The following is a 13,619-nucleotide window of genomic DNA, read 5'->3' as shown; positions in this document are numbered from 1 at the left end:
GCGTCACGGCCTGGCTGTGTGCCCGGGGTCCCGCTGGATTCAGCACGTGCGGGTGATCCTTCCGCGCAGGCGGGAGAACGCCCTCGCCGCGCCACTACACTGCCGTACTACATTCGCGTCAGGCCCACAGCGTCGTGCGTCTTCCACGCGGTAGCCCCTCCACCGCCTGCGGCCGTCGGGACGGCCGTCCGCAAAGGACTGAGTGAGGACTCACGTGAGCTCGAAACCTGTCGTACTCATCGCTGAAGAGCTGTCGCCCGCGACCGTCGACGCGCTCGGCCCGGACTTCGAGATCCGGCACTGCAACGGAGCGGATCGAGCCGAACTGCTCCCCGCCATCGCCGATGTCGACGCGATCCTGATCCGCTCGGCCACCAAGGTCGACGCGGAAGCGGTCGCCGCCGCCCGGAAGCTGAAGGTCGTCGCACGAGCCGGCGTCGGCCTGGACAACGTCGACGTGCCGTCCGCCACCAAGGCCGGCGTGATGGTCGTCAACGCCCCCACCTCCAACATCGTGACCGCGGCCGAACTGGCCTGCGGTCTCCTGCTCGCCACCGCCCGCCACATTCCGCAGGCCAACGCCGCGCTGAAGAACGGCGAGTGGAAGCGCAGCAAGTACACGGGCGTGGAGCTGGCCGAGAAGACCCTCGGTGTCGTGGGTCTGGGTCGGATCGGTGCGCTGGTCGCCCAGCGCATGTCCGGCTTCGGTATGAAGGTCGTCGCCTACGACCCGTACATCCAGCCCGCGCGGGCCGCGCAGATGGGCGTCAAGGTCCTGTCGCTGGACGAGCTGCTCGAGGTCGCCGACTTCATCACCGTCCACCTGCCGAAGACCCCCGAGACGGTCGGGCTCATCGGTGACGAGGCGCTGCACAAGGTCAAGCCGAGCGTCCGGATCGTGAACGCCGCGCGCGGCGGGATCGTCGACGAGGAGGCGCTGTACTCGGCGCTCAAGGAGGGCCGCGTCGCCGGCGCCGGTCTCGACGTGTACGCGAAGGAGCCCTGCACGGACTCCCCGCTGTTCGAGCTGGACCAGGTCGTCTGCACCCCGCACCTCGGCGCCTCCACGGACGAGGCGCAGGAGAAGGCCGGTATCGCCGTCGCCCGTTCCGTCCGCCTCGCCCTCGCCGGTGAGCTGGTCCCGGACGCGGTGAACGTCCAGGGCGGGGTCATCGCCGAGGACGTCAAGCCGGGTCTGCCGCTCGCCGAGAAGCTCGGCCGGATCTTCACCGCGCTCGCGGGCGAGGTCGCGGTCCGCCTCGATGTCGAGGTGTACGGCGAGATCACCCAGCACGACGTCAAGGTGCTCGAACTCTCCGCGCTCAAGGGCGTGTTCGAGGACGTCGTCGACGAGACCGTGTCGTACGTCAACGCCCCGCTGTTCGCCCAGGAGCGCGGCGTCGAGGTACGGCTGACGACCAGCTCGGAGTCCGCCGACCACCGCAACGTCGTCACCGTGCGCGGCACGCTCGGCACCGGCGAGGAGGTGTCGGTCTCCGGCACGCTGGCCGGTCCGAAGAACCACCAGAAGATCGTCGCGGTGGGGGAGTACGACGTGGATCTGGCGCTCGCCGACCACATGGTCGTGTTCCGGTACGTCGACCGTCCCGGTGTCGTCGGCACGGTCGGACGCATCTTCGGTGAGGCGGGCATCAACATCGCCGGGATGCAGGTTTCCCGGTCGGTGGCCGGCGGAGAAGCGCTGGCTGTCCTGACCGTCGACGACACGGTTGCCCCCGGGGTGCTGACGGAGGTCGCCGAGGAGATCGGCGCGACGTCTGCTCGATCGGTCAACCTGGTCTGAGGTGACCGTCGGCCTGGGGGCTGCCGCCCCCAGGCCCCCGCTTCGGCCCTGAACGGGCCTCGTCCTCAAACGCCGGACGGGCTGAGATGCCCACCCCGGCCAGGCACCATCCAGCCCGTCCGGCGTTTGAGGACGAGCGCGTTCAGCGCGATACGGGGGTTCGGGGGCGGAGCCCCCGAGGGATGGGTATGGGTAGGGGCGGCGGGGGCGGGAAAAGGCCCCTCACCTGTCCGGCGTTTTCACCTTCAGCGCCACCCCCGCCGCCCCCAGCAACACCACCACCCCCGCGACCGCAGCCGCCTGCATCCCCTGCGCGTAAGCCTCCCGCGCCGCCACGACCAGCGCGTCTCCCGTGCGCGCCGGAAGCTGCCGAGCCACCGCCAGCGCACCGCCCAGGGTTTCGTGGGCCTCGGCAGGCGCCGAGGCCGGGATCCCGTGGCGGTAGACCGCCGTACCGATCGAACCCAGTACGGCCATGCCCAGCGCGCCGCCGAACTCCGTGCCCGTCTCCAGCAGGGAGGAGGCGGCGCCCGCCCTGTCGACCGGGGCGCTGCTCAGGCCCAGGTCCGTCACCTGGGACATCACGGTGACGATGCCGGCGGCGAGGACGCCCGCGCCGGCCAGTACCAGCCACAGCGAGTCCGTCCCCACCAGGGCCAGCAGCCCGTATCCGCACGCCGCTGTCCCAAAGCCGCCGGCCACGACACGGGTGCGAGGCACGCCCCGCTGGACCAGGGCGGCGGCGACCGGTGCGGCGATGCCGACCAGGCCCGTCGGGACCAGGCTCCACAGCGCGGCCTCCATGGAGCTCTTGCCGAGCACCGACTGGAGGTACTGCGTGGTGAAGTACGCCGAGCCCATGATCGCGAACGATGCGATCAGGTTCAGTGAGACGGCTGGGCCGAAGCCGCGCGCCCGGAACAGCGTCGGGGAGATGAGGGGCGATGCGGTCGTGCGCTGGCGCTGGACGAAGAGGTACGCGAAGAACAGGCCGACGGTGACGCAGAGGACGTACTTCGTGTGCCAGCCCTCGGACGGGATCTCCTTGAGGCCGTAGATCACGGGCAGGACGGCGGCCATGGACAGGGGGACGCTGAGGAGATCGAAGCGGCCCGGGTTCGGGTTCTTCGACTCGGGGAGCAGGACCGGGCCCAGGACCAGCAGCAGCGCCATCGCGGGCAGGTTGACCAGGAAGACCGAACCCCACCAGAAGTACTCGACCAGCAGTCCGCTCATCACCGAGCCGAGGGCGATGCCGCCGGCCATCACGCCGGACCACAGGCCGATCGCTTTGGTGCGCTGGCCGGGGTCGTGGAACATCGTGCGGGTCAGCGCCATCGTCGACGGCATCAGGGTCGCGCCGCCGATTCCGAGGACCGCGCGGGCCGCGATCAGGGTCTCGGCGCTGTCCGCGTAGGCGGCGAGCAGGGAGCCCGCGCCGAAGGCGGCGGCGCCGATGAGGAGGAGCCTGCGGCGGCCGACGCGGTCGCCGAGAGAGCCCATCGTCATCAGCAGGCCGGCCAGGACGAAGGCGTAGATGTCGAAGATCCACAGCTGCTGGGTGCCGGTCGGTGCCAGGTCCGCGCTGATCGCGGGGACCGCGAAGTAGAGGACGGAGACGTCCATCGAGACCAGCAGCAGCGGCAGCATCAGCACGCCCAGCGCGGTCCATTCACGGCGGCCGGCGCGGGGAGGGGTACTCGGACCTGGACTTGAACTTGTGGTCGTGCTCGGTGTGTTGGTCATGACGGTGAATGTACGGGCGTATTAAACGATTGTCTAGAACGATTGTGTAATTCGCTCGTCTAGGACGACCGTATGAATCGTGGGTAGAGTGGCCGCATGGGACACCGTGAGGATCTGCTCGAAGGCGCCAAGCGCTGCCTGCTGGAGAAGGGGTTCGTGCGCACGACCGCGCGCGACATCGTCAAGGAGTCGGGGACCAATCTGGCGTCCATCGGCTACCACTACGGCTCGAAGGACAAGCTCCTCGCGGAGGCGTACGTCGCCCTGGTGGAGGGGCTCGCCGGCGACTTCGACCCCGCGACGGGGGCGGCCGGTGACGCCGAGCCCGGCTCGCTCGACCGGTTCCAGGGGGTCTGGTCGAACATCATCGGCACCATGCGGGGGCCGGGTTCGATGTGGCGCCTCAGTGTGGAGATCGTGGCCATGGGGGACCAACTGCCCGCGGTCCGTGACCACTTGGCGCTGGCCCAGCGCGAGGCGGGGCGCGGTCTCGTCTCGCTCTTTCTCGGGATGCGCGAGGAGGACGTCCGGGAGGAGGACGTGGACTCCGCCGGCGCGTTCTACAACACCCTGATGACCGGGCTGATCTGCCAGTACGTCTTCGACCCGACGACGGCGCCGGACGCGGAACAGCTCACCGAGGGGCTGCGGCGGGTCATCGGGGCGTCGGTGGAGGCGGCGGGCTGATCCCGAACGGCGGGCTGGCTGGAACCCGATGACCGGGCGGCGGATTACCTACTAGTGACATGTGCATGCCCGCATGAGTATGTGCGTGGTGTGTGTTTGGCGTGTGTGTTTTCTGTGTGCAGATTAGCCTGCTGTGACACCCCGCCGGATGCCTCCGGAACAGCTCAACCACCGAGTTCGCTGCCGCTGCGAAGGGTCGGGGCTGGTCATGGCCGGTCGGGTGTGGGGACACAGACGCTTTATTCCGCTGCTGCTGGGCATCGCCCTGCTCGTCTCGCTGCTGTCCGGCAGCGTCTGGCGGGCCGACGACGACCCGGTGCCCGTCGCCGACGCGCAGCCGGTGGGCGGCTGTGTCCCGGGGTCGGAGGCGGCGGAGAAGGGACCGATCGCCGCCGAGTCCGCCCCGGTCACCACGGAGTGGGTCGTCCCGGGCACCGGGGTCACCAAGGTCGTCGCCCGTGACGGTGCCGAGGCGGCGCTGGCCCCGGAGGCGGTGGACCGGCCGACCGAGATCGGCGTCCAGCCGCTGACCGAGAGCAGCATGCCGAGCCTCGGCTCCGGCATGGACAACATGACCAAGGGGCCGCGCGGTTACCGGTTCACCCCGACCCCGCACACCTTCGAGACCGACCTCACGGTGACCCTGCCGTACGACCCGGAGGCGGTGCAGGCGGCCGGGCTCACGCCGAACGACGTACAGACCTTCTACTTCGACGAGGCCGCCGACTGCTGGCAGGCGCTGGAGCGGATCGCGGTCGACGAGGACAAACAGGTCGTCGTCTCGCGCACCGACCACTTCACCGACATGGTGAACGCCACCGTCACCGCGCCCGAGGGCCCCGAGCAGGTCAGCCACGACCCGAACCAGATCAAGGGCATCAAGGCCGCCGACCCGGCCACCGGCGTCAACCAGATCTCCGCGCCGGCCGCCAACAACCAGGGCGAGGCCCGGCTCTCGTACCCGCTGGAGCTGCCCGGCGGGCGGCAGGGGCTCGCGCCCTCGCTGTCCATCGGCTACTCCTCGGCCGGCTCCGACAGCTGGCTGGGCACCGGCTGGGACCTGACCGCGCCGTCGGTCTCCGTCGACACCCGCTGGGGCGTGCCGCGCTACGACGCGGACCGGGAGACCGAGACGTACGTCCTCGGCGGCGAGCAGCTCACCCCGGTCGCGCACCGGTCCGAGCCGCGGCCCCGCAGCGAGGGCGACAAGGTCTTCCACACCCGGGTCGAGGGCGGCTTCGCCCGGATCGTCCGCACCGGCGACTCGCCGCGGACGTACGGCTGGGAGGTCACCGACAAGTCCGGGGTCCGCTATGTCTACGGCGGCGAGGGCGCCGTGCTCGCGGACGACGAGGGCCGGATCTTCTCCTGGGCGCTGCGCGAGGTGCGCGACCCGAACGGCAACACCGTGCGCTACAGCCACGCGCTGGTCGAGGACGCGGGCGTGGCCGGGGGCACGGTCACCGGCCGCGAACTGTATGTCAAGAAGATCGCCTACACGGGGTTCGGGGACAGCGACGGCCCCTACACCGTCACCTTCGTGCGCGACCGTGAACTGGGCGAGACGCGCCGCTCGGACGTGTCCATCGACGCGCGCGCCGGCTTCAAGCGGGTGACCGCGGACCTGCTGCGCCGGGTCGAGGTTCGGTTCGAGGACCAGTTGGTGCGCGGCTATGAACTGACGTACCAGGAAGGCGCGTTCCACAAGACGTTGCTCAAGTCCGTGGCCCAACTGGACGCCGAGGGCAAGGTCTTCACCGAGCACGAGTTCTCGTACTTCGACGACATCCGCGACGCGGACGGTACCTACGAGGCGTTCGCGCGGGTCGACTGGAACTCGCCGGACGACAATGTGCGCAACGGCCGGGTGAACGGGGTGCGTTCGGGCGCCGGTGAGGCCGGGGCGCTCAGCGGCAACACCTCGACCGCCGTCGGCGGGCACCTGTACGTCGGTGTCGGCGCGACCGCGTCGAAGAGCGGTTCCGTCGGTGCCAAGGCGGGCTACAGCCGCTCCACCGACGAGGGGATGCTGGCCCTGCTCGACGTGGACGGCGACAACCTGCCGGACAAGGTCTTCGAGCGGGGCGGCGGTTTCGTCTTCCGCAAGAACCTCTCCCGCCCCGGCGGTGAGCCGAGGTTCGCCGAGGCCACCACCGCGCTGCACAACCTGCCGGGCCTGCTGCGCGAGTCCGCGAGCACCCGCACCGTCGGTGTCGAGAGCTACTTCGGGGGCGCGCAGCAACTCGACTACGTCAGCACCGTCTCCACCAGCCGGCGCTACTTCACCGACGTCAACGCCGACGGCGTCATGGACCTCGTCAACGGCTCCGCCGTGCTGTTCGGCCGGGTCGGCTCCGACGGCGAGGTGACCTACGGGTCGGCCGCCGACACCCCGGTGCCGATCGGCACCGGGCCGGTCGACGCGGAGGGCGTGCTGCCCGACCTGGCCGCCGAGCGGGAGCGCCGGATCGCCTCGTTCCCGCTGGTGGACTCGGTCCGCAGATGGACAGCGCCGTACGACGGGACCGTGGCCGTCACCGGCACCGTCGCCCTGGAGCAAGTCGCCGACGCACTGCCCGAGTTCGCCGACCCCGACGGTGTGCGGATCGCCGTACAGCACGAGGACCGGGAGCTGTGGTCGGCCCGGATCACCGAGGGCGACCGCACGGAGCGCACCCCCGAGGGCGTCGACGCCATCGAGGTGCAGCGGGGCGACCAGCTGTACTTCCGGGTCGGTTCGGTCTTCGACGGCGCCGCCGACCAGGTCGCGTGGGACCCGGCGGTCACGTACACCGGATTCGAGGCGGCCGACGCCAACGGGCTGCCCCTGCACTCGTACACCGCGTCCCGGGACTTCACCCTCGCCGGGCGCGCGGGCAACGTCGACGCGCCCGTGGACGGCACCCTGCGGCTGACCGGTGACGTGACGAAGACGGCGCCGCTCACCGACGACGTCACCGTCCTGATCACCCGGGACGGCGATCCCGTGGTCGAGCGGACCATCGACGCCGCCGACTCCGGCACCTTCGCCGTCGACACGTCGATCACCGTGACCAAGGGGCAGAAGCTGTCCTGGCGGATCAAGGCGGACTCGCCGGTCGACGTGAGCAAGCTGGCATGGGCGCCCCAGGGCGAGTACACGCAGGCCGAGGACGTCGAGGGCGACACCCGGTTCAATCCGCCGTACGACATCGACACCTACACGACCGGCGGAGCCGTCCAGCGCCCGTACACCGCCCCCGGCGGCACGCTGACCGTCGCTCCGCGCGTCGAGGGCGAGTCCGGTACCGCCGTCCTCACCGTCAAGAAGCGCGGAGTGCTGCTCGCGAAGCGGACCGTGGAACTCGGCGCCGAGGAACCGTCGTTCCAGGTGGACACCGAGGCGGGCGACGAGCTGTACTTCGACGTCACCGGCTCCGGCGTCACCGGGGCGACGGTGACCGTGAACGGCGACACGGACAATCCGGTCGCCGCCACCGTGCACACCCGTGCCGTCGAGGGCGTCTTCGGCCGCCCGTACCGTGGCTGGTCCGCCGTCGGCTACAACGGCAACGGCGACCGCGCCGAACAGCCCGTCAGGCAGGCCGACCTCACCGGCGAGTCCATCCCCGACCGGCTGCCCGAGGACGTGGACCCGCAGCGGGACCTGGAGGAGTTCGAGCAGGACCCGCGCGTCACCCCGCCCGACGTCGTGCCGTTCACCCCCGAGCCGGCGCGGGGCCGCTGGTCCTCGGGCGACGTCTGGGTGGCCCCCGGGAAGGTCGCCAGTTCGCGCTACGGCGGCCAGACCATCGGCCTGCCCACGGCGGAGGCCCTGGTCTCCGTGCAGGGCGTGCCGCGTATCTCGGAGTCGCGGCAGATCTCGCTGACCGGGTCGATCGGCGGCCCGGTGGGCAGCGTCGGCGGCAGTGTCGCCCGGGGCACCGCCAAGGGTGTCCTCGACTACCTCGACATGAACGGCGACGGCTATCCCGACGTCGTCGGCGCGGCCGGGGTGCAGTACACCGACCCGACCGGCGTGCTCGGCGCCACCAAAGGCAGCGTGCCCGGCGGCTCCGTGCGCGAGTCGGAGAACGTCACCGGCAACGCCAGCGCGGGCAGCGCCGCCCGCACCATCACCACCGGCCGGGGCAACGCCGCCCCGTCCGCGGGCGGCACCGCCAACACCTCGACGTCCGGCAACGACATGCCCCCGCTGGGCGTCGGCGGCAACCTCGGCAGCGGAAAGTCCGACGGCCGCTTCGACCTGTTGGACATCAACGGCGACAGCCTGCCCGACCGCGTGTACGAGGACGGCCGCGCCGCCCTCAACCTCGGCTACCGCTTCGCCGCCGCCGAACCCTGGCCCGGCGGAAAGATCAACGAGGGCACCAGCTCCAGCTCGGGCCTCAACATCGGCTTCAACACCGACTTCTACGCCTTCGGCGGCGGCGCCTCCTTCGACCAGACCTCGTCGTCCACCAGGAACTCCCTGGCCGACGTCAACGGCGACGGCCTCGCCGACCGGGTCCTCACCGGCAACCCGATCCGGGTCGCGCTCAACACCGGCTCCGGCTTCGCCGACCCGGTGCCCTTCAACGGCAGCCTGAACGGGATCAACGAGGACTCCAACGCCAGGCTCGGCGGCGGCGCCTACTTCACCGTCGCCTTCTGCCCGCTGTTCATCGTCTTCTGCATCATCGTCAACCCGGGCGTCAACGTCTCCACCGGTGCCTCGCGCGCCGAGCAGATGCTGCGCGACATCGACGGCGACGGGCTCGCCGACCATCTCGCCTCCACCAAGGACAACGAGCTGACCGTCGCGGCCAACCGCACCGGCCGCACCAACCTGCTCAAGTCGGTGTCCCGGCCGCTGGGTTCGCGCATCGACCTCGACTACACGCGCGACGGCAACACCTACGACCAGCCCGGCACCCGCTGGCTGCTGAGCGGTACGAAGGTCCACGACAACCTGCCCGGCGACGGCGCCGACACCCAGTCGCTCGCCTTCACCTACCAGGGCGGCGAGTTCGACCGCCTGGAGCGCGAGTTCCGCGGCTACGGCACCGTCACCACCACCCAGGACGGGCGGCGCGCCTCCACCACGGAGTACGACACCGCCAGCCACTACACACGCGGCCTGGTCAAGCGCCAGACGGCGGCGGACAGCACCGGCGCCCTGTTCACCGAGACCGTGAACACGTACGCCCTGCGTGACGTCGCCACCGGCGAGCCCGCCGACGGCGACTCCACCGGCGCCACGCTCTTCCCGCACCTGGTGAGGACCGAGTCCCGCTGGTACGAGGGCGAGGCCGAGCCCGGCAAGAGCACGTCGAGCGTGCTGTCGTACGACGAACTCGGCAATGTGACCCGCACGGTCGACTACGGCGAACCGGGCTCCGCCGACGACGTGGAGACGAGAACCCGGTACACCGAGTGCGCCGACACCCACATCGTCGGCATCGCCCGCGCGGTGGAGGTGTACGGCGGCGGCGAGAAGACGCGCTCGCGCGAGTCCGAGGTGGACTGCGCGACGGGCGACATCACCCGCCACACCGCCCGTCAGATCCACCCCAAGGAGGCCGACGCCGACCTGGAGTACTCCGGCAAGGACGCGGTCACCGACCTGGAGTACTACGACACCGGCACCCTGAAGTCCGTACGGGAGCCGGAGAACCACAAGGGTGAGCGCTACCGGCTGGAGTACGAGTACGACGGCCCGACCGGCACGTACGTGACGGCGACGAAGGACAGCTTCGGCTACCGCTCGACGGGCTCGTACGACCTGCGGTTCGGGCTGCCGACCGAGTCCGTGGACATCAACGACCAGAAGGTCAGGACCACTTACGACCAGGTCGGCCGGGTGACCTCGGTGACCGGCCCGCAGGACCACAAGGCGGACATCCCGACCATCGCCTTCGCGTACCACCCCGAGGCGACCGTCCCCTACGCCGTCACCCGCCACCTCGACCGTGACTCGCACGGCAAGGTGAAGGACGACACGATCGACACCGTCACCCTCGTCGACGGCCTCGGCCGCGTCGTCCAGACGAAGAAGGACGCGGAGGTCGACGGCCAGGACGTCATGACGGTCTCCGGCCGCACGGTGTACGACGAGCTGGGCCGGGCGGTGAGGCAGTACTACCCGGTCACCGAACCGAAGGGCGACGCGAACACCGCCTACAACCCGGACGTCGACACGGTCCGCCCGACCACGGTCGCCTACGACATCCTGGACCGCCCGCTGCGCACCGAACTGCCGGACGGAACGGTCTCGACCCAGGAGTACGGCTTCGGCACGGACCGCGCCGGCGTGACGCAGTTCGAGACGGTGGCGACCGACGCCGAGGAGAACCGGACCCGCGCCTACGCGGACGTACGACAGCAGCGGACCGCCGTACGCGAACCGGGCGCGAAGACGGACGACCTGCCGGTCTGGACGTCCTACGAGTACGACGCCCTGGGCCAGTTGACCGAGGTCGAGGACAACAAGCACAACACCACGAAGAGCGAGTACGACGACTTCGGCCGCCGCACGGTCGTCGACTCCCCGGACACGGGCCGCACCACGACGGTCTACGACCCGTCGGGCAACGTGACCCGGACGATCACGGCGAACCTCGCCAGGAAGCACAAGGCGATCGAGTACAGGTACGACGTCAACCGGCTGGAAGAGATCAAGTACCCGGTCTTCAAGGACAACAACGTCCGCTACACGTACGGCGATCCGGGCGCCAAGCACAACGCCGCCGGCCGGGTGACGAAGATCGAGGACGCCGCCGGAGTGGTGAAGCGGGAGTACGGCCCCCTCGGCGAGGTCGTCGAGGAGACCCGCACCCTGCCGGGCCCCCTCCACTCGACCAGCGTCTTCACGACCGGCTACCGCTACGACAGCTTCGGCCGGGTCCTGTCGATGACGTACCCCGACGGCGAGGAACTGGAGTACACCTACGACAGCGGCGGCCAGGTCACGGCCGCCGAGGGCACGAAGAAGCACTACACCTACGACTACCTGAAGTCCCTGGACTACGACAAGTTCGGCCAGCGGACCCGGATCGAGCTGGGCAACGGCACCTCGACCACGTACACGTACGACGCGGAGGACCGCCGGCTGGCGGCGCTCAACTCGGCGCTGCCGAAGGGCGATTCCTTCCAGAACCTGAACTACACGTACGACGCGGTGGGCAACCTCACCCGTCAGGAGAACGCGACCGAACCCGTCACGAGCGGCTCGGAGCCGGGCGGCCCGACCGTCCAGACGTACGAGTACGACAACCTGTACCGCCTGACGAAGGCCACCGGCTCGTACGCCGTCTCGAAGCACAAGACCGACACGTACTCGCTGTCCACCACGTACGACACGATCCACAACATCACCGGCAAGGCCCAGCGCCACGCGATCGTGTTCGGCGACGTCGACGACGGCTACGAGCACGTCCAGAAGGCCACGACCTACACCAACGGCTACGCGTACAAGGGCGACAGCCCGCACGCACCCTCACGGGTGGGCTCCGAGTCCCTCTCCTACGACGCCAACGGCAACCAGGTCGACAACAGGTCCGACTCCTTCGGGCACCCGCGCCGCCAGCAGGTCTGGGACGAGGCGAACCGGCTGGCGTGCGTCCACGACCTGTGGAAGTACGAGACGGTCGACCAGGACCCGTCGTCCTGCGACAAGCCCGGCAAGTCGCCGAACGTCCGCTTCCTGTACGACGCGGACGGCCGGCGCGTGGTCAAGGACGGAGCGCAGACCACCCTCTACCCGAACCAGAACTACTCGGCGCGGGGCCTCCAGGAGTTCAAGCACGTCTTCGTCGGCACGACCCGCATCGCGACGAAGACCGTGAAGCCCGCCGTGTTCTACGAGAAGGACCAGTTCTACTACCACGGCGACCACTTGGGCTCGACGTCGTACGGCACGGACGAGAAGGGCCGGATCGCGGAACACCTCGACTACTTCCCGTCGGGGGAGGTCTGGGTCGACGAGAACAAGGGGTCGGACAACCCGTACCAGTTCTCGGGCAAGGAACTGGACAAGGAGACCGGCTACACCTACCACGGGGCCCGCTACTACGACTCCCGCATGGGCATCTGGCAGTCACCCGACCCGATCATGGGCGACTACCTGAACGGCGAGGGCAACGGCGGCGTCTACAACTCGGCCAACCTCAACTCGTACGGCTACGCCTACGGCAATCCGGTCGGGAGCGTCGACCCCGACGGCAACATCGTCTTCATCCCCGTGCTCATCGCCGGTGCCAAGCTCGTCGGCTGGGGCATGACGGCCTACAGCGCCTATCAGGCGGGCCAGACCGTCTACAACACCGCCCAGGATGTCGCCGCGGGCCGCAAGACCCTCGGCGACGCCGCACTGGAGGCGGCACCGGTCCTCGCCGAGAAGGCCGTGGACGTGGTGGGCGGCAAGGTCAAGGCCGTCGCTCGGGTCGGCTCCTACGTCGCGGACAAGGCCGGAGACGCCTACCGGTACGTGGCCAAGGCCAAGGACCTCACCGACTGCAACAGCTTCGTGCCCGGCAGCGAAGTCCTCATGGCCGACGGCTCGGCGAAGCCCATCGAGGACGTCGGGACCGGCGACCTGGTCCTGGCCACGGACCCGGAGACGGACCGGACGGAGGGCAAGCCCGTCACCCGTCTGATCGCCGGCCAGGGCGAGAAGGACCTGGTCAGGATCACGGTCGACGTGGACGGCGACAAGGGCGACCGGACGTCCTCGGTCACCGCGACCGACGGACACCCCTTCTGGGTCGAGGACCTCGGGCGCTGGCTCGACGCCGGCGACCTGAAGTCCGGCATGTGGCTGCGCACCAGTGCCGGCACCCACGTCCAGATCACCGCGGTCAAGGCCTGGACGGCGCAGAAGCAGCAGGTGCACAACCTGACGGTCGGCGACCTGCACACGTACTACGTGCTGGTGGGCGGCTCGCCGGTCCTCGTCCACAACACGGGACCGTGCAAGACCGATGCGGGCAAGGCGAGTTACCAGGTGCTCAAGGACGCGGTGGCCGAGGCGGCGGCACGGCCCGCGAGTGATGTGAAGGCACGCCTCAGCCCGGGCCAGATCGCGGCCGGCCAGAAGCGGGAGGACCTCCAGAAGAGGTTCATCGGCAGTGACATCGAAAAGGCCACCGCCCAGAACCCCGCTGTCGTCGCCGACCCCAACATCACCCACATGGGAACCTCCGCCCCTGGCCAGAAAGTCGCCGACTTCAAGATCAAGGACGGGGACGAGTACGTGAACATCGACGTCACGGGTTCCAGCGCGACGTCGATCCGGGATCACCTGAACCGTGACTACATCACCACGCGCGATCAGATTCTGGACTACCCGTCAGTGTCCGATCAGTACGCGAAAGACGTCTTCCAGTGAGGTGGCAGCATGTCG

At 69.7% G+C, this 13,619-nt stretch carries 4 protein-coding genes; 3 read left to right on the top strand and 1 reads right to left on the bottom strand.

The window, feature by feature from the left end:
- Positions 1-214: 214 nt before the first annotated feature.
- Positions 215-1,804: a phosphoglycerate dehydrogenase gene (gene serA, locus OG787_RS12880; RefSeq protein WP_369034864.1), complete on the top strand. Its 1,590-nt coding sequence runs from the start codon at positions 215-217 to the stop codon at positions 1,802-1,804.
- 222 nt (positions 1,805-2,026) lie between these two features.
- Here the strand turns inward: serA and OG787_RS12875 are convergent, their stop codons facing one another.
- Complete coding sequence (locus OG787_RS12875) at positions 2,027-3,550, bottom strand: MFS transporter (RefSeq protein ID WP_369034863.1); 1,524 nt, start codon at positions 3,548-3,550, stop codon at positions 2,027-2,029.
- A gap of 96 nt (positions 3,551-3,646) precedes the next feature.
- On the opposite strand from OG787_RS12875, the gene OG787_RS12870 reads away from it, so the two are divergent.
- Positions 3,647-4,237 carry a TetR/AcrR family transcriptional regulator gene (locus tag OG787_RS12870; protein WP_369034862.1) on the top strand — a complete coding sequence of 197 codons (591 nt, stop codon included), beginning with the start codon at positions 3,647-3,649 and terminating at the stop codon, positions 4,235-4,237.
- 208 nt (positions 4,238-4,445) lie between these two features.
- Positions 4,446-13,604: a SpvB/TcaC N-terminal domain-containing protein gene (locus OG787_RS12865; RefSeq protein ID WP_405535266.1), complete on the top strand. Its 9,159-nt coding sequence runs from the start codon at positions 4,446-4,448 to the stop codon at positions 13,602-13,604.
- Positions 13,605-13,619 lie beyond the last annotated feature (15 nt).

Origin of the sequence: Streptomyces sp. NBC_00075, from assembly GCF_045041225.1 — a bacterium.
In the GTDB taxonomy this organism is placed as follows: Bacteria; Actinomycetota; Actinomycetes; order Streptomycetales; family Streptomycetaceae; genus Streptomyces; species Streptomyces adonidis.
Note: the sequence above shows the minus strand (reverse complement) of the source record. Positions and strands in the feature narration are given on the sequence as shown.

Bases quoted from the DNA above. Each gene is read 5' to 3' on its own strand.
- OG787_RS12875 (WP_369034863.1), bottom strand. From the start codon at position 3,550: ATGACCAACACACCGAGCACGACCACAAGTTCAAGTCCAGGTCCGAGT.
- OG787_RS12870 (WP_369034862.1), top strand. From the start codon at position 3,647: ATGGGACACCGTGAGGATCTGCTCGAAGGCGCCAAGCGCTGCCTGCTG.
- OG787_RS12865 (WP_405535266.1), top strand. From the start codon at position 4,446: ATGGCCGGTCGGGTGTGGGGACACAGACGCTTTATTCCGCTGCTGCTG.